At 62.9% G+C, this 18,153-nt stretch carries 15 protein-coding genes; 6 read left to right on the forward strand and 9 right to left on the reverse strand.

All coding sequences use genetic code 11. The features are described 5' to 3' along the window. Positions 1-57 precede the first annotated feature (57 nt). Complete coding sequence (locus OX462_RS19450; protein ID WP_409026848.1) at positions 58-1,680, forward strand: type VI lipase adapter Tla3 domain-containing protein; 1,623 nt, start codon at positions 58-60, stop codon at positions 1,678-1,680. Here the strand turns inward: OX462_RS19450 and pbpC are convergent, their stop codons facing one another. Further along, a complete protein-coding gene (gene pbpC / locus OX462_RS19455) occupies positions 1,681-3,777 on the reverse strand; it encodes a penicillin-binding protein 1C (RefSeq protein WP_409028765.1) in 2,097 nt (698 codons plus the stop codon). A 17-nt stretch (positions 3,778-3,794) separates the two neighbouring features. After that, on the reverse strand, positions 3,795-9,551 hold the full coding sequence (locus OX462_RS19460; RefSeq protein ID WP_409026849.1) for an alpha-2-macroglobulin family protein: 5,757 nt from the start codon (positions 9,549-9,551) through the stop codon (positions 3,795-3,797). Positions 9,552-10,023: 472 nt separating this feature from the next. On the opposite strand from OX462_RS19460, the gene OX462_RS19465 reads away from it, so the two are divergent. Both OX462_RS19465 and OX462_RS19470 read left to right on the forward strand, forming a co-directional pair. Then, complete coding sequence (locus tag OX462_RS19465; protein WP_070224923.1) at positions 10,024-11,049, forward strand: OmpA family protein; 1,026 nt, start codon at positions 10,024-10,026, stop codon at positions 11,047-11,049. Positions 11,050-11,121: 72 nt separating this feature from the next. After that, complete coding sequence (locus tag OX462_RS19470) at positions 11,122-12,069, forward strand: YihY/virulence factor BrkB family protein (protein ID WP_070224922.1); 948 nt, start codon at positions 11,122-11,124, stop codon at positions 12,067-12,069. Between the two features lie 62 nt (positions 12,070-12,131). Here OX462_RS19470 and OX462_RS19475 read toward each other — a convergent pair whose 3' ends face one another. The 3 genes from OX462_RS19475 to OX462_RS19485 all read right to left on the reverse strand — a co-directional run bounded on the left by OX462_RS19475 (position 12,132) and on the right by OX462_RS19485 (position 14,349). Then, entirely contained in the window at positions 12,132-13,328 is a 1,197-nt protein-coding gene (locus tag OX462_RS19475) for an AI-2E family transporter (protein WP_409026850.1), read from the reverse strand. Between the two features lie 72 nt (positions 13,329-13,400). Next, entirely contained in the window at positions 13,401-13,712 is a 312-nt protein-coding gene (locus OX462_RS19480; protein WP_070224920.1) for a BON domain-containing protein, read from the reverse strand. Positions 13,713-13,794: 82 nt separating this feature from the next. Further along, on the reverse strand, positions 13,795-14,349 hold the full coding sequence (locus tag OX462_RS19485) for a hypothetical protein (protein ID WP_046682431.1): 555 nt from the start codon (positions 14,347-14,349) through the stop codon (positions 13,795-13,797). Positions 14,350-14,619: 270 nt separating this feature from the next. Here OX462_RS19485 and OX462_RS19490 point away from each other — a divergent pair, with 270 nt between their 5' ends. From OX462_RS19490 to OX462_RS19500, 3 genes are all read left to right on the forward strand, one after another. After that, complete coding sequence (locus OX462_RS19490; protein WP_070224919.1) at positions 14,620-15,066, forward strand: outer membrane lipoprotein; 447 nt, start codon at positions 14,620-14,622, stop codon at positions 15,064-15,066. Positions 15,067-15,133: 67 nt separating this feature from the next. Continuing rightward, the gene (locus OX462_RS19495) at positions 15,134-15,286 is read left to right on the forward strand and encodes a DUF3309 family protein (protein WP_010396415.1); all 153 of its coding nucleotides are present in this window, start codon (positions 15,134-15,136) and stop codon (positions 15,284-15,286) included. A gap of 44 nt (positions 15,287-15,330) precedes the next feature. Continuing rightward, positions 15,331-15,633 carry a hypothetical protein gene (locus OX462_RS19500; protein ID WP_230505895.1) on the forward strand — a complete coding sequence of 101 codons (303 nt, stop codon included), beginning with the start codon at positions 15,331-15,333 and terminating at the stop codon, positions 15,631-15,633. Positions 15,634-15,789: 156 nt separating this feature from the next. On the opposite strand, the gene OX462_RS19505 is transcribed toward OX462_RS19500, so the two are convergent. The 4 genes from OX462_RS19505 to OX462_RS19520 form a co-directional block, all read right to left on the reverse strand. Next, positions 15,790-16,944, reverse strand: a complete 1,155-nt coding sequence (locus OX462_RS19505) for a patatin-like phospholipase family protein (protein ID WP_070224917.1) — start codon at positions 16,942-16,944, stop codon at positions 15,790-15,792. Between the two features lie 137 nt (positions 16,945-17,081). Further along, complete coding sequence (locus OX462_RS19510) at positions 17,082-17,420, reverse strand: hypothetical protein (RefSeq protein ID WP_070224916.1); 339 nt, start codon at positions 17,418-17,420, stop codon at positions 17,082-17,084. A 21-nt stretch (positions 17,421-17,441) separates the two neighbouring features. After that, positions 17,442-17,828 (reverse strand): phage holin family protein, encoded by a 387-nt coding sequence (locus OX462_RS19515; protein WP_058049427.1) that lies wholly within the window; start codon positions 17,826-17,828, stop codon positions 17,442-17,444. Between the two features lie 18 nt (positions 17,829-17,846). Further along, positions 17,847-18,149, reverse strand: coding sequence for an ElaB/YgaM/YqjD family protein (locus OX462_RS19520; protein WP_070224914.1), 303 nt, complete (start codon positions 18,147-18,149; stop codon positions 17,847-17,849). Positions 18,150-18,153: the final 4 nt, after the last annotated feature.

Raw genomic sequence — 18,153 nt, forward strand, 5'->3', positions numbered from 1 at the left:
CTGGTGCTGCTTGGGTCTTTGCTGATCAGTCCGTCACATTTCTTATTGGAGTCCACGATGAGCAGCAAAATATGGCGCCACCTGCAATGGCTGTTGCTGATCCCACCCATTGTAGCTGCCACATTGCTCGGTTCTCGCTGGCTGCATTCGTCCAGGCCTGTGGCCGTCACAACGCCGCAAGTACAGCAGGCGGCGCCCAGCGAACAGGACAAGCGTGAATATGTGCTGGAAGTGATCGGTCTCGGCGTCACCCTGGACAAATACCGGCAGGGCAAACTGTGGGAAGCGCTGCAACAGGGTAATGCCTATGCCAGCATCCGTGAACAGGACAAGGAAAAATATACCTGGGATGCCATGCAAAGAGCTGGGATAGCAGGTGGCCGCGGCGGCGACACGCTGGAAAATGGGGCGAGGGACATTCCCATGTATTTTGGCGTCCCTGTGTTCAATGCAGAACCGCCGATCTTTAATTCGCGTATGCTGGACAGCCCCGACTCGCCGGCCATAGGCCTGGCCGGTGGTGCTGCGTCATCCGGCCTGCACTGGCATCTGTTCGCCAGTGGTCCGCGCCGCCTCAGTGAACATCCGGACCGCATCCTGGAAGACGTGTTCGCCTTTTTTGACGCCAACCCTGACGTACCGTACATCGTGCTCAATTCCGAGGACAGCATGCCCACGCGCGACCTGTACAGCCCGGACAACTCGCCACCGCTTACAAGAGACGGCCGCTACATCCCCGAAATGCCCGACGCCTCCGCCCTGTTCGTGCTGGCCCGGCGTGAACGCATCAATGCCGTGCGCAAGTTCGCCTACGATGACGCTCCGCCCGAAGACAGCGTCGACGACTTGAATACCTACGGCGTGGCGCGGCGCCTGTATCTGGCATATGACGAATTGATGCGGGCCGTGCCCCATCCAGACAAAAAAGAAGATCCGAATGCCTTTACGCAGCGCCAGCCCAGCATCGCCGAATGGCTGCCCGTCGCCGCGCAATTCGCCCGGCGCCCCGACATCCGCGGCACGGGCAGCTTCAGCATGCTCGACAGGCTCCAGCACAAGACTTATCACCCGCCGAAAGAGTGGCAGCCCACGCCCTGGTTTCCCCTGCCGTTCAACAAGGAACAGCTGGCGCAGCTGGACCGCCTGCCCACCTTCGGCTTCCTCCACCGGCCCACTTTTATCAGGTTGACGGATGAACACGGCAAGCCGCTGACGCGGCGCGACCAGCGCGAACGTGCCTTGCAGGCGGGCTGGCAGCAAGCCTTGCACAGCTTGCCGGAAACCGACCGTCCCGCCGCACCGGCGCGCCTCATCGCCGCCACGGGCGGCAATCAGGCGCAGCTGCTGGCACTGCACAAGACCTTGCTGAAACATGCGGAAGATGGCGGCACGGAACTCGACAGCGGCAACGTGGCGCAATGGATCGATACGGACCGGCGCCTGGGCAACACGGGCGCGGCCACCCTGTTCGTACAGATGGCCATAGCCGTGATGGGCAGCTACCGCGATGGCGGCGTCAGCGCCGTGGTGAATTTGCGCAATCCGGATGAGGCGACCATCGTGCTGGTCAGCCCGCCATCGGAAGAAAAACGCCGCACGCAGCAGCATCCGCACGGCGGCGATGTGCTGCGGCACTACGTCACGCCGGCCATCGACCCGGCGAATTATCCATCGAACTGATTATTTTTCCTGTGCGGCAAGCTGCGCCAAGGCATTCCCCCGCACCTGAAACGCCACCCGCGCCACCGTCTTGCCGGCGTCATCGACGAGGGCCAGCGCGTGCTTGCCCGGTACGGGGCGCCAGCTGATGCTCTCGGCTGCACCGCCCATATCTTTGCCGTCGAGCACCCAGCGCAAGGCATGGCTGCCCTGCGCCTGGAAGAACACGCGCTGCAGGGCGGGCGGGATGTCGGGGTCGATGGCGAGGATGCTGTCCTCGGCCGGATACACGATGGCGGGCGGCTTCACGGTGTCGCCCAGCACGGCGATGACGGGGCTTTCCGTGCCCGCGATAAACCATTCGCGGCGCGGCGCTTCCAGCGCGGGCTGGTACGCCACCATCTGCTGCAGCACGCCTGGCGGGGCTTTGGGCGCATGGCTGGGCACGTTCTTGTGCAGATAATCCATCACGTCGCGCCACACGGGCGCGGCGCCCGTCACGCCCGACACGTCCCACATGGGCTTGCCGTCGAAGTTGCCCACCCAGACGCCCACCGTGTAGCGCTCCGAGTAACCCATGCACCAGTTGTCGCGCATATCCTTGCTCGTGCCTGTCTTGACGGCGCTCCAGAAATTCGTCCCCAGCTCGTTGCGCAAGCCAAAGGTCATGCTGCGCGCGGCGCGGTCGGCCAGGATGTCGCCGACGATGAAGGCGGCGCCCGGCTCCATCACGCGGCGCCGGTCCTTGCCCGCCTGCCCCGGCTGCAGGCTGGCCGTGCTGTACAGCCCGCCATTGGCCAGCGCGCGGTAGGCGTTGGCCAGTTCCAGCAAGGTCACTTCCGACGAGCCCAGCGCCAGCGAGGGGCCGTAGTATTCGGCCGGTTCCGTCAGGCTGGACAGGCCCACGTCCTTGAGGCGGTTGTAAAAGCCGTCCTGTCCCGTCAGCAGCACCGTGCGCACGGCGGGAATGTTGAGGGAACTGGCCAGGCTGGTGCGGGCGCTGACGTAGCCCTTGAAATTGCGGTCGTAGTTTTGCGGCGCATACATGCCGGACGCCGTGGCGACGTCCAGCGGCGAGTCGTCCATGACGGAGGCGGCCGTCATCAGACGGCGCTCGATGGCCAGTTCATATAAAAACGGTTTCAAGGTGGAACCGGCCTGGCGCAGGGCCGTCACGCCATCGACGTGGCTGCCGCCCGCATTGCCGACATAGGCGAGGATCTCGCCGCTGCGGTTATCGAGCACGATGATGGCGCCGTCGTTGACATTGCGCTCGCGCAAAGATCCCAGTTGCTGGCGCAGGTTTTCCTGTGCGAAGCGTTGCAAGGGACCATCGAGCGTGCTGGCGACCTGGGCGCCCGGCTGCTTCAGCAGTTGCTGCGCCACTTGCGGCGCCGGCGCCAGCTCCGCATACAGCGCATTGCGCTGCAAGGCCGTCTGCACGCGCTGGCCGATCAGCTGGCAGCTGCTGTCCATGCGCCATTCCTTTGCCAGCGCGCAGGCGCGCCGCGTGACGGCGGCCGGCGGCGCATTCGGCGAGCGCACCAGGCTGGCCAGGATGATGCCGTCCGTCTGGTTCAGGCCCGACGGCGCCTTGCCGAACAGGCTGTACGAGGCGGAGGCGATGCCTTGCAGTTCGCCCCGGAATGACACGAGATTCAAATACGCCTCGAAAATCTGCGCCTTGCTCCAGCTGGATTCTAACGCTTGCGCCGCGCGCATCTGGTCCCATTTCTGGCGCAGGCTGCGTCCGCCCGAGGACGCCTGCAAGTCCGCATCGAGCTGGCCCGCCAGTTGCATGGTGATGGTCGAGGCGCCCCGGGCTTTCTTGGCAAACAGATTGTCCCAGGCGGCCGTGGCCAGCGCGGACACATCCACGCCGCCATGGCGCATGAAGCGCTGGTCTTCCGCCAGCAGCACGGCCCGCTGCACGGCGGGGGAAATATCGGCCAGCGGCACCCACGGCAGGCGCCGTACCTTCATGTCCACGCGTAACGATTGCAGCGGCGCGCCGCTGCGGTCCAGCAACTGCGCTTCGGAACTGCGGTAGGCGGCCTGCACCTGGGCCGGCGTCAGGACCGCCTCGGCGAAGACCGGGCTGGCAAACAGGCCGCCCATGATAAAAATCAAACTCTTCACTGCCCCACCTTCACATTCGCATTCGGCGCTTCGCCAAACATCTCGGGCGAATACATGGCCTCAATACGCGTGGCCGGCAGGCTGAAATCCCCGGCATTGTTCAGGCGCACCGTGTATTCCACGCTCCAGTTACCTTTCGGCACGAAGGCGTAATAGGCGCGGAAAGCGTCAAACGCCCGCTCTTCGAACGTGGGCCAGACCCAGCCCGTGGATTTTTCGCCGGCCGTCAGCAGCTGCGAATCGCGCCCCAGGCCATTGCCCAGCACCGTGGCGCTGGCCGGTATCGGGTCGTCGACCACTACCCAGCTCATGTCCGCCTGCGCCGACAACTCCAGGCGCACGCGGTAGACGTCGCCGCGCGACCATTGGCCTGTGGTTTTCTGTTCCACCGGCGTTACGGTTTTCTTGATCGTGTAGCCGCTGGAGACGGGCGCCTTGAGCGGAATGGCCGCCAGGCTTTGCACGGTGGCCCACGGCTTGCCCGTGCCGCTGTGTGCCAGGCCCAGGGTATCCATACCCTTCGGCCACGCCTGCAGCACGGGGCCCACTTTCGCCGCGCCATTCCACACGAGCGCTTGCGTATCGCCGCCCAGCTTGACGGCACTGGCGCCCGTCACGGGCGTCGACTCGAATTTGGCCGAGAATTTGGCGATGGCCAGGGTGCCCCAGGCATTGGCCACCGTCGTATCCCAGCGGCCCTTCTTCTGGCGGCCCATGCTGCCGCGCACCAGGCGGCCGATATCGTCCTTCCACGCCGGGTCGTCCATCACGGCCAGTAATAAACGGTTGGCGTTGACGTCGCCGGACACCATCAGCCACCACCAGTTATCCTTGCGCTCGGTGGAAAAGCCCATGGTGGTGCCCTGGAAATTCAGGCGCGAACGCAAGATCTGCTGCGCCTCGGCCAGCAGCGCATCGCGGCGCGCCAGGCCAGGCGTGCGTTGCAGCAGCAAGCTCCAGTCGATGACGGCGGAGGTCGGCCACAGGTTCGGGCTGATGCTGATGCTCTCCAGCGCATCGGGCGGCACTTTATTCGAACGCGACAGCGCTTCCAGCGCGGCCAGCTTGCGCACGGCCAGGTCTGTCGTGGCCAGCGCGGAACGGCGCACGATCTTGCCCTGCACGAAGGCCGTCAAGGCTGCTTCCATGCGGTTCTTCGTCTGTTCCGGAATCGCATAGCCCGCTTCCCTGGTGGCCGACAGCACGTAGGCCGTCAGGCTGTCGCTGCCCTGCTCCATGATGGGGAAATATTTCAGCAAGCCGTCGCCGTCCAGGTAGGCGGGCAGGCTGGCGGCCAGCTTGTTCCACGCGTCCTGGTCTTGCAGGGCGATGGCCTTCGACGTGTTTTGCTCGAAGCAGGTGTACGGGTAGGCGGCCATGTACTCGCGCACGCCGGGCAGCTCGCCGCCCAACTTGGCGACAAAGCTCGTCTGCAGGCCGCCCCGGCCCGGCAAAGCGCCGGCCGGCATTTGCACGGACATATTGACGGGTTTGTCGATCTGCATCAAGGTGGCCTGGTACGTGCGCACGGGCGTGGCCTGGCCGACTTTTTGCGTGATTTTCAGTTTATCGGAGGTGTTGCCAAGCCCGCTACCCGCCTTGGCGCTGATCTCCCACACAACCGTTTGCGCACCGAGCGGCACCTGGTAATCCCAGCCCGTCTCGCGCGCTTCGCCCGCCGCCAGGGTCAAGCTCTGGCGCGGCAAGGCCATGCCAGCCGCCGTGGCATTGAGGTCCACGCTCAAGGATGCGGCCGAGGTGTTGCGCACCGTAAAGCCCGCGCGCAACTGGTCGCCTTCACGCACGAGGGACGGCAAGCCCGACATCAAGATCAAGTCTTGCGAGCTGCGGATATCCGTGCTGCCCGTGCCAAACAATTCCTTGCCGGCACTGGCAATCGCAACGATGCGGAAGCCCGTCAGGGAATCGTTGAGCGGCACCTGCACCGTCGCTTCGCCCTTGGCGTCGAGCTTGACGGTGCCTTTCCAGAACAGCAGGGTGTCGAACAGCTCGCGGCTGGCGCCCTTGCCGCCGCCCCCGCCGGCCGGAAACGCCTTGCGGCCGAAATGGCGCTTGCCGATCACCTGCATCTGCGCCGTCGCCGTTTCCACCTGCAAGCTGCGCTGCGCCATCATGGTATCGAGCAACTTCCAGCTATCGTTGGGCATCAGCTCCAGCAAGCCCGTGTCGACGGCCGCCAGCGCCACTTCGGCACCGGCCGGCAGCGGTTTTCCGTCAGCGCGGCGCACGCGCACGGACACTTCCGCCTTGTCGCGCGTTTTATATACTTCCTTGTCGGACACGACCATGACGTTCAGTTCATGCGCCTGCCAGCCCACGTTCAGCGGCGCGATGCCCATCTTGTAGGCCGGCTTGCCCAGGTCGACCAGCGCCGTCGGCTGCACGCCATCGACCCGGCCCCGCACGACAAACACGGAGACATACACATTCGGTGCGTAATTCGGTTTGACCGGGATGTTCACCACAGGTTCCCGGCCGTTCAACTGGCGCACATAGGTGTCGAGGATGCCTTCGCGCTCGACCGTGATCAGGGCCGTGCCCGAACGGAACGGCATGCGCACCTGCAAGCTCGCTTCCTGGCCCGGCTCATAGCGTTTCTTTTCAGGCAAGACGTCGATGCGGTCATTGTCGCTGGCGTTGAACCACCAGTCGCCGCTGCCGGCCACCCAGGTTTCGCGGTTGGCGACGGCCGCATTGCCGGCACTGTCCTGCGTGCGGGCGCGCAACACCAGATTGCCGCTGGCGGGCGCCTTCACGTCGCAAGTCAAGAGGCCCTTATTGTCCGTCTTGCCCGAGCACGCTTGGCCCAGCTTGACGACTTCGCTGCTGTTTTCATACGCATAGAAGCCGCCGATCAGCCGCCGGCGGTGCGAATAGCTGTTGCGCTGGAAGAAGTCGACGGCGACCGGGGCGTTCGCCACGGGCTTGCCATTGGTACCGAGCACGGCCACCGTGAACTTGAAGGCATCCTTGCTCAAGGCCCAGGCATCGGGCTTGATGCCGATCACGTAGTTCGACGGCCACAGCGGCACGCGCGTGGCGACGGATGCCGTCTCGCCATTCGCATCCTGGAAAGCCATTTCCGCCACCAGGTCGCGCGGCACGGACAGCTGCGGCAACTGGTCGATGACGATGCGCGCGCCGCCCGCCTTGTCGAGGGTCAAGCTTTGCGTGCGCGCGGCAGCCGCGCCGGCGCCGGCACGCCCGCCATTGCCTTCGTCCTGCCACTCGCCCTCATCGTCGTCGTAGCCCGTGCCCTGCTTCACCAGGCCTTCCTTCACGTCTCCATTGCTGAAGCTGAAATCGGGATAGTCGGCAAACGTCACGCTCTTGTCTTGCAGTACCGTGCGCAGCTTGACGGGCGCGTTGGTGGCGGCGCCGCCGGCCAGATACGTGATTTGCGCATCGAGGGCCAGCTGCTTTGCCTGCACGGCGGGCGCCTTCGGTCCCTGCAGCACGGCTTTCATGGTCGGTACGCGAAACGCTTCCACGCGGAAACTGCCGGACGGGCGGCCCGCCATCGTCACGCTGTATTCGCCCTGCTTGGCGTCGGCGGGGATGAGCCAGTCGCTTTCCGCCGTGCCGCCGGCGGACCAGCGCAGCGGTAATTGATAGTTCTGGTCGCTGCCCTGGTGCGTGATGACGACGGAGGTGGCGCTGCCGGGACCGTTGTTCTTGTCGACCAGGCCCATGCCTTCGGCCGTGTGCTTGCGGATGAAATGCTTCATGTGCACGGTTTCGCCGGCGCGCAGCAAGGTGCGGTCGAATACCGTGGCCAGCAAGGTGTTGTCGGCGCGCGTGTCATCCGTGGGCAAATTGAAACGCCAGGCTTCGATGCCGCCCACCCAGTCCGACAGGGTGAACGTCATGTCGCCGCCGCTGCGCGCACTGATAAAGTAGCGGCCATTGTTCTTGCAGCTGGAATTGGCCAGCTCGCCGGGAATGTGCGCCACGCCGTCCGCGCCCGTGGCGCCTTGCCACAGCAGCTTGCCGGCGCAGTCGCGCACGGCCACTTGCGCTTTCGCAACAGGCGCGCCCTTGTCCAGCGAGGTCACCCACACGAGCGACGATTGCGCGCCATGCTTGAAGTGGGCGGCCAGGTTCGTCACCAGCGCGGCCGTGCGGATATACGCGGTCGTCGGTTTGCCCAGCAACGCCTTGCCGAGGATGGGGCTGGCCAGCTCGACCACATAAAAGCCCGGCTTCTGCAACGGGATGCCGATCACTTCAAAGGTTTTCCTGCCATCGGGACGCGGCAGGCTGATGGGGCGCGTGCCGGCAGCGCCCGCCAGCACGGATTTGCTCATGTTGCCCGCATACTGGGCATACGGCTGCCAGTACTCTCCCCCGTCGCCATTGCCGGCCAGGCGCTGCATCCACTCGATGATGAACTTGTCGTCATTGTCGGGCACGCGCAAGGTGGCGCCCGTGGCGGCGGCCGAGGCTTGCGCGACTTCCTTGCCCGACAGCACGGGCTCGATATTGCGCACGGTGACGGGCAGCAAGCCGTCGCCCTTCGCTTCGATGATGCCGAACGGGGCCGGGAACTTCAGCAGCGGCGGCTGTTCGCCCGTGCGCACCGTCATGGGGAAGCGCGCGCGGTTGAGCAAGGCGCGGCCCGCATCGTCCTTCAAGCCCGGCGGCAAGTTCAGCACAAAACTGGCCTGCACGGGAAATGGACCATTGAAGGTGGCGCCATACAGGAATTCCGCCTTTTCTTCCTCTTTTGAAATCGTCGGCGCATAGGTCTTGCCGCCGCCCTTCAGGGTCATGGCGCGCACCTGCGCCGCGCTCACGGGCGCGGAAAACTGCACGCGCATGGGCAGGAAGGGAATGCATTGCTCCTTCGGATTGCTGCGCTCGCAGCTGAACTTGGCCGTGAAGTCGGGACGCGTCTTGAACTGCAGGGTTTGCGCCTTGTCCGTGGCGATACCGCCGGCGCTGGCGATGCCCTCGCCCCACACCAGCGACACCTTGGCGTTGGCGGGGAAGCTGCGCTTGCATTGCAGCACGGTGACGGGCAAAGGCGGCGCGCCCTTGCTCGCGACGGGCATGCCCGCTTTCCACACGACGCCCCGCTTCTTGAAGTACACGGTCAGGTAGCGGTCGAGAAAGCTCTTGCGCAAAGTCAATACCTGCTCCAGCTCCTTGCCTACAAGCCGCCGCACGGGAATCTTTTCATTGATGCCATCGGCGCGGCAATACGCATTCGCGGCCACGCTGGCCTCGTTCGGCGCGGCGTCCAGGCCCAGCACGAAGATCTGGTTTTCGTCGATGTAGGGCTGACCGTCATACGGTACGGCCTCGACGATGGCCGGGCCGCCCGTGGAAAAACGGTAGGACGTGCTTCCCTGCAGGGTCTGGCCCGCCAGGTCCTTGAGTCCCGGCTTCAAGGTAAAGCTGCAGGCCACGCCGGCCGGCAAGTCGCGCTCGAAATCGAAGTTCCAGTTGCGCTCGTCGGCCCAGCGCCCCGCGCCCGCCACGACGGCCGGCTCGGCCTTGCCGCAATCGATGGCGAACGGCGCGGGCAAGCCCATGTCGCCGAACGGCACCATCGGCGTGGCGAACTGGGCCCGCACCTGGCGCACGGCCTTGACCGTGCCGCTCGGTGAAAACAGGGACACGCCGCTATCGGCCCAGGCTGGCGCCGCCAGGCCCAGCGACAGCAGCAGGCACAGCGGGCCCAGCTTGCCGGCCAGCGGGGAAGTAAGAACACGGGACAGGTCAGGCACGGATGACTCCTTGAGGAAAAGTGGCGGAGCTGGCTGCGGCGCGCAAAAGTTGCCTGGCGGAAGCCCAGAAAAACAACAGAACGCGGCCGGAATACAACATCAATGTATTATTAGTTATCAAGCTCATCATTGTTGCTAATATACAGTGGCATGCAGGTGACAAGTCGTACGATTGCCTGTCGCTGCGGTGCCAGGAAATGACCGTGCTTGTAAAAGTTTCACCAATAACATTAGTTTTTTTCAACACCACAATCTTTGTCGTGAATCTGCAACACTATTGATATACCGCAATGCTTTGTGCGCCAGCGCACCGACCACCAGAACCTGCAATCGTATTCTCTAGTCCAACAGCAGTGCATTTATCACAAGAATGCGCACCTGGAAGTGTGGTCTATATCTAGCAATAGCACGTGTAGCAAGATGTGTCTTTGATGCCGTAGAGAAAATCTCTTATCAACGTTGGGAGTTACTTGTGAATAATCTAAAAAAAATCGCCGTTGCCGCCGCAGTCCTGTGCTCCGCCCTCGGCGCACAGGCCCAGGAAATCAATCCCTCCTGGTATATTCAACCTAGCATCAACGCACTCAAGCCAGATTCCGACTTCGCCACGGATAAAACCGGTTATGGCGCAGGCTTGCGTTTCGGTAAGCCTGTTTCCCAGGACTGGGATATCCAGCTGGGCACCACGTATGCCCGTTCCAAGGATGGCGGTCAGCGCTACCAGCAAAATACGCTGGGCGTCGACGGCTTGTACATGTTCTCGCGCAAAGCCTTCCGTCCTTTCCTGCTGGTCGGTGCCGGCATGCAGCGCGACAAGGACACCAGCTTCGCCTTCGGTGAACGCACGAAGAGCTCGCCATACGCGAGCGTGGGCCTGGGTTTCCAGTCCAGCATCACCGAGCAGCTGTCCCTGCAGGCTGACGTGCGCAATGTGCACGGTTTCCTGCGCGGCAATACGTTCGACCCGAGCAGCAAGTCCAACAACTACTACGTCACCGTGGGCCTGAACTACGCGTTCGACAAACCGCCTGCACCGCCGCCACCACCGCCACCGCCGCCAGTGCGTGAAGAAGTCGTCGTGGTCGTGCCGCCACCACCACCGCCACCGCCGCCACGCTTTGAAAAAGTGACGATGTCGGCAACGGAACTGTTCGCGTTCGACAGCGCCAAGCTGGGCCCGACGCAAACCAAGCTCGACGAAATCGCACGCGTGCTGAACGCAGCGCCGGACGTCAACAACGTCGTCATCAGTGGTTATGCCGACCGCATCGGTTCGCCCAAGTACAACCTGAAACTGTCGCAGCAGCGTGCTGACGCAGTCAAGGAATACCTGGTCGCCCACGGTGTTGCCGCCAACCGCCTGACGGCTGAAGGCAAGGGTTCGACCAATCCGGTCGTGGAGTGCAACAACAAGAAACGTGCCGACCTGATCAAGTGCCTGGAACCTAACCGCCGCGTTGAAGTGGAACAAATCACCATCGAACGCCGCGTGCAGTAAGCTCGACAGTGGTACGCCACTTGTGAATTAAAAAAAAGGGGCTCGCGCCCCTTTTTTGCATTGAAAGCCATCATGAATTTCTTTACCCGCTATCCCAGACTGGCCGGTCTCGCGCCGTTAAGCAAGCAGATGCGCAGCGTCGTCTACTGCTCCGTCACCGAATGGCTGGAACACCGCGCCTCGAGCAAGGGCGCCGCCCTCGCCTATTACACCCTGTTTTCCATCGCCCCCATCCTCGTACTGGTGATCGCCATCGCCGGCTTTTTCTATGGTCCGGCCGCCGCGCGCGGCGAGCTGATGGGGCAACTGCAGGGCTTGCTGGGCACGCAGGGCGCCGAAGCCATCCAGCTCGTGCTGGCCGGCGCGAAAAACCATGAACAGGGCCGCATCGCCACCCTCATCGCCAGCGCCCTGCTGCTGTTTGGCGCCACCAGCGTATTTGCCGAACTGAAAGCCAGCCTTGATGAAATCTGGCAAGTGCCACCCTTGAAGGAAGCGGGCGCCTGGGACATGGTGCGCACGCGCTTGCTGTCGTTTGGCCTGGTACTGGTGCTGGCCTTCCTGCTGATGGTGTCGCTGGTGGTCAACGCCGCCATGGCCATCCTCGCCAACTTTTGGGAAGGCGTGTGGAAAGACACTGCCGTGCTGTTTACCATCCTGTCGAACCTGATCGGCTTTGCCGTCATCGCCAGCCTGTTTGCCGTCATCTATAAAATGCTGCCGCGCGTGCGCCTGTCCTGGCGCGACGTGCTGATCGGCGCCATCGGCACGGCCTTCATGTTTTCACTAGGGAAATATGCGATTGGCGTGTATATCGGCAATAGCGGCGTGGCCAGCAGCTATGGCGCCGCCGGTTCGCTGGTCGCCCTGCTGCTGTGGGTGTATTACTCGGCGCAAATCTTCTTCCTGGGCGCCGAATTTACACGCCAGTTCGCCTTGCAGCTGGGCAGCATGAAGGATATGCCGAAGACGGAAGACGGCGACGTGCAAGTGAAGATACTGAAACGCCACCAGTCGTAAGGTGTCGCTCCGGATGCAGCAACGGCGCCCGCGGGCGCCGTTGTTCTTGGCCTTGCCGCAAGCTATTCGCCCAGCAGTTCCGCCACCACTTCCATGCCTTGCACGCGCTCGGCCACGACCTTCACCATGACGATGATGGGCACGCCCAGCAGCAATCCCCAGACGCCCCACAGCCAGCCCCAGAACAGCAGGCTGACGAACACGGCAGTAGGATTCATGCGCGCGATACGCCCCGTCATCCAGGTGGTGACAAAGGTGCCCACCAGGGTGGCGATGGCCATCGACGTGCCCGTCACCAGCAAGACCATTTCCAGCGATTCGAACTGCAGGAAGGCGACCAGGCCCGTGGCGATGGTGATGAGCAAGGGGCCGAAATACGGCATGATGTGCAGCAAGCCGGCCACGATGGCCCAGGCGCCCGCGTTTTCCAGCCCGATCACGCGCAGGGCGATCCACATCAGGACGGCCAGCAAGACATTCGTGACGAGCAGCATGAACATATAGTTCTGGATTGAAGTGTTGATGTCTTCCAGGATGTGCACGGTGACCTTCTTGCGGCTCAGCGACGGTCCCGTCAGCTTGACGAGCTTGCGCTTGAAGGTGTCGCCCGACAGCAGCAGGAAGAATACGAGGAAGATGACCATGGTGGCCTGGCTGAGGAAGCCCACCAGGCCCAGCGAACCGGCCCAGACCCAGTCCATGATCTTGAAGTTGGGCGCCTCGGCCGCGGCGGCGCGGCGGTTGTTGCGGCGCGCTTCGGCGCCGGCGGCCACTTGCTCGATTTCATTGGCCACGGCCTGCATCTTCTGGAAGGTGCTGTTCTTGCCGCCCGTATTGGCGGCGATCAGCCGCGACAGTTTATGCGTGGCGGCCGGCAACTCTTCAACGATGGATTCGAATTCGCCCTGCACGCGCTCGACCACGACGATGGAGCCGAACAGGATCAGGGCCGTGACGGCCGTGGCGCCGATGGCGCGCGGCAGGCGCAGCTTTTCCAGCCAGGCGACAACGGGATTGAGGGTGTAGGCAATGAAAATGCCGAAGATGACGGGAATGAGGAATTTCTGTGCCCACTGCAGCGCATAAATAAAGCTGACGGTGGCGATGATGCCCAAGGCCATGCCACGCGCATTGACATGCAGCGGCAAGCGCAAGGTTGAGTCTGGCTGCTCCACGGGCGCGCCGGGAGGTGGCCCGGCAGGCTCGGTGGAGGCAGCCGCCACCGGATCGGGCGGGGTATCTGAAGGCTGGGTATGCATGCGATTCCCGCGACGGTCGGTGGAAGGCCACAGGGCCAGCCGTGAGGCTGGCCGCTGCGGCAGGTCAGGCCATTACTTGACGCGGATGTCGTTTTTCACCGACTTCACGCCCTTGACGCCACGGGCAACTTCACCCGCTTTGGCGGCATCGGCTGGCTGGGCAACGAAGCCGCTCAGCTGAACCACGCCCTTGAAGGTTTCAACGTTGATTTCCGTCGATTTCAGGGTAGGCTCATTGAAGATGCTGGCTTTCACTTTGGTGGTGATCGCGGCGTCGTCGAGGTATTCGCCCGTGCCTTCCTTGGTTGGGGTCGAAGCGCAGCCTGCAACGGCGAACAGGGAAGCGACGAAAAGGCCAGTAGCGATAGATTTAGTGAATTTCATGGTTTTTTCCTTAGGAGTGGTCAATCAATGTGCTCACAATGAGCTTCTTATACCAGTGTGGTGACTGCGCGCCGGAGGGAGCTCAGTAGCCAAACTGGGTTTTTGCAGCCTTGATACAGTCATCCTTGGCTGCGCCGGCCAATGCATCGCATTTTTCTGTCGCGACCTTGTACTCGGCTTTTCTTTTTGCTTCACGCGCATCGCTGCGCGCTTCGATGACTTTCTTGTCCGCCTTGGCGTCGGCCAGGGCCGCCACCTTGGTGGACTTGGCCAGCTTGACGCAGACATCCTTGTCGTTGCCCGTCAGCGCATTGCAGCGGGCCAGATCGACATCGTAATTGGCATCGGCAATCTTGATGCGCGCCTTCGTGTAGGCACGCAGCGTATTCGTGTATTGCGCCTGGGCCACGGCTTCATCGTAGGTGCGCACGGCCTTCGCTTCGGCGATGCAGACATCCTTGGGGTTGCCCGTGATTTTTTCGCACTCGGCATGCGCCAGTTTGTAATTCAGGCCAGCCTGTTCATTGGCCGCCTTGTACGCTGCTTTTGCTTCCGGCGTGGCCGCCACTGCCTGGCCGCCCCATGCGGCGCATGCCAGGCTGACGACGATGGCGGTGAAAAGCTTATTCTTGTTCATGTTGTATTTCTCCCTGGTGGTAGCAAGCATGTCTGCTTGGCATGACTACCGTTTTACGTGGATAGTCGCCGCTCTTCTGTACGCTGCCGTACACAAGTAATTTATTTTGAAAGTGGAAGGGCAATATGGAGAAATAACAACGTTTTTGCCGGATCGCTCCAGCCCGCACTACCCTTTTCGACTGCAAATAAGTACGTGCGGCAGCGTACAGACCGGGGACAGGGGCATGACTAAGATGGCTCTACACCCTCACCTCGTCAGGAGAATAAAATGAAAACCAACGCCACCTTGGCTGCACTGATGCTCGCCGCCACCGCCGTACTGAGCGGTTGTGCCACCGGCCCTACCCAGTCGCAACAATATTACCCGGCCAACCAGCCTGAGTCCGCCATGTACGGCACCGTCGACTCCATCCAGATCGTGCAGGGTGGCGGTCAAACCAGCGGCGCCGGCGCCGTGGTCGGCGGCATCGCCGGCGCCCTGCTGGGCAATACCATCGGTTCGGGCAGCGGACGCACGGCCGCCACCGTGGCGGGCGCCGTCGCCGGCGGCGTCGTGGGCAACCAGGTCGAAGGCCGCAGGCAGCAGGCGCAGGCCTACCAGATCAGCGTGCGTCTCGACAACGGCGAATACCGTACCGTAGTGCAGGACAACGCGAATGATTTGCGCCCGGGCAACCGCGTGCGCGTCGTCGACGGCCGCGTCTACCGCTATTAATTCTCGGCGGAGCTTGTCAGCAGGCATCCGCCATCTCGCATGAGTCGTACCATAACAAGGAGTTGCCATGGGCACCATCATTCTGATCATCTTGATCCTGGCCCTGGTCGGCGTCCTGCCTACCTGGCCGCATAGCCGCAACTGGGGTTACGGCCCCAGCGGCATCGCCGGCCTGGTCGTAGTGATACTGATCCTGCTATTACTGACGGGCAGGTTGTAAAAAAAGGCGCTACGGCGCCTTTTTTATTTCAAGGAGGAAATATCATGACTATCCACAATACACTCTTGGCCACCCTGCTCGCCTGCAGCCTGGCGCCGATGGCACTGGCGCAGACGGCCTCGCCGCAGCCGGGCGACCCGCAACGCTGGTACCAGGAGGACAGCACGGCGCAAGCCCAGCTGCGCACTTTGCGCAAGGAAATCGCCGCCGCCCTGGCCGAGGCCAAAAAAGCGTGCCGCCTGGAGCCATCCGCCACGCGCGCCAGCTGCCTGAAGGACGCGCAGGATACTTACCGGCAAGACATGGCGAATGCGGAAAAACTGCGTGCAGCGGCGCATCCGCAGTGATGCGCCGTGCTGTTGCGACGCTGAACAACATTGCAACACCTGACAAAACCGTCGCGAGCGGAAGGGAGAGGTGGCTAAGAAGCGCAACCGTACGGAAGGTACGGTGAGCATCGCAGGCCGCCTATACCGACGCGCAGCAGGTTTTGACAGGCGTCACTAAGCCGCATCGCGCTCATAGGGCGGGAGTTCGTGCACCACGAGCGGCGTGTCTTCCGTGACGAAGGCCAGCCAGCCGGCCGCCTTGATCGCGCGCAAGCCATCCTGGTAGCCCTGCTCCCAGCGCCACTCGATGGAGCCCTTGGAGAAATTGATATCCTTGGCCGCCATGTGCCAGTCGCGCCCCGCATACGGCAGGCGCACGATGTGCATGGTGCTGTCGCAGCCCAGCGCTACCAGCTCTTCCGTCTGCTGGCGGTTGTGCTTTGTGTCGGGCAGGCCGGCGTACAGCTCGCGCAATTTGCGCTGCAAGGTGTGCGTATTGACATAGTCGGCGATATGGCGTTTCGAGCGCGAGGCGAAGGTGACGTCCTTTTGCCGCGTCTGCACTTCGTCGAGGGTGGTCGGTTCCGGCCCTTCCGAGCTCCACAGGTCGACCATGAAGACCAGGGTGTCGACGTGGGGCGTGTCGTCGAGCACGGTTTCCAGCGGCGTGTTCGAGTACAGGCCGCCATCCCAATATAAATCGCCATCGACACGCACGCCGGCAAAGCCGGGCGGCAAGGCGCCGCTGGCGCGGATATGGTCCGCCGTCAGGGGCTGCTGCTGGCTGTCGAAACTGGTGAGGCTGCCGCATTTGACGCGCAGGGCGTTGACCGTCAGGCGCATGCCGCCGGGCTGGTTCAGGTAATCGAAATCGACCAGTTCCTCGAGGGTGCTGGCCAGCTCACTGGTGTCATAAAAGCTGGCCTCTTCCGGCTTGACGGCGATTCCTGCGGAGAACAGGCTGAAAATGCGCGGCTTGAAGAAGCCGGGCACGCCGCGCAGCACCGTATCGAGCGTGGCCAGCCAGATGTTCGAGCGGCGCTGCTGGTCCGAAACGAGATTCATGTCGACGCTGTCGCGGTGCGCCACGCGCTGCCAGAACTGTTTTAAACGCACGAGCCTGTCCTCGTGCTTGTTGCCGGCCAAAATGGCGGCATTGATGGCGCCGATCGAGGTGCCCACCACCCAGTCGGGTGCCAGGCCATGTTCGTGCAGCGCATGGTAAACGCCGGCCTGGTAGGCGCCCAGTGCGCCGCCGCCCTGCAGCACCAGCACGATGCGCAGGCGCGAGGGATTTAACTGATTGATCGGTGTCTTCGAATTCGTCATCAAGATGGCCCCTCTGTGCGCCGCGCAAAATGCGGCGTGAATCATTGTAAGGGATTGCGCCTGCCCGTGCCGGACGTTGGGTACGGGCAAAAAAAAACGCCGTCAATGACGGCGTTCCTGTGCAACACGGCTGGCGTTCAGCGCTTGCGGCGCAGCCAGCTGGCGGCCACGGCGGCCACGGCCACGAGGACCAGGGCCGGCTTGACCAGCTTCTTGCGCCCGATAAACGATAACGCCGTCAGCACGTAGGGCATGGCGCCCTGCAAACGCATGCCGCCCGGCGCCAGCAAGGACTCGACGCGGTGGCCGGCAAAGCCGACCGCCGTTTCGACCACGCCCTGCAGCAGCGATTCGGGACGCAGGGCATAGCCCACATTGGCGCGCGCATGCACGATGCCCACGCGATACATTTCGCCCTGGGCGATCAGCAGGCGCTTGCGGGCGGCTTGCGCCGCCAGTTTGTCGGTTTCCGACATGAATTCTCCTCGTGAGCCCGCTTACATCAGCATGTCGCGGTCGGCCTTCAATTCCGCCATGGTGGCAGGCATGGACAGCTTTCCTTGACGCAGCATGGCGCGCGCATACATGACCAGCGCGATGGCCAGCATTACGAATACGACCGTCATGATCGCCAGGATCTTCCAGCCCAGGCTATCCCAGGCCAGGAAAACGATCAGTACGCTGCCGTAAGCGATGGCAAACAAGCCCGCCACTGTCGCCAGGGCGAAAATGACCACGAGCTGCAGCATGTGATTGCGCACTTCCGACAGTTCGATGGTGGCCAGTTCCAGCCGCGACAACATCAGGCCGACGGCGTTTTTGGCCAGGCCGGCGACCGAGCCGATCAATCCCGGCCCCTGGTGAGACGAAGCAGACTTGTCCATATCGCTCCTGACAATGGATTACTTGCGGCCCAGGATGAAGCCGACCAGTACGCCGACGCCAGCGGCGACGGCTACCGTGCGCCATGGGTTTTCCTTGACATAACCGTCCGCCTGGGAGGCGAGCTGTTTGGTAGCAACGATGGCCGACGCTTGCGCTTCGTGCGCCTTGGCCAGGGCAGCGTCCAGGGTTTTCATGCCCTTGATGCGCACTTCATCGGCTTTTTCACCGGTCAGGGCGGCAGCGGCGCTGAACAGGGCTTGCGCATCCTTGACCAGGGTTTTGACATCGTTATTGACGGTGGTGATATTGTTTTCCAACATGGTT

This window comes from Janthinobacterium aestuarii, assembly GCF_046113285.1.
In the GTDB taxonomy this organism is placed as follows: Bacteria; Pseudomonadota; Gammaproteobacteria; order Burkholderiales; family Burkholderiaceae_D; genus Janthinobacterium.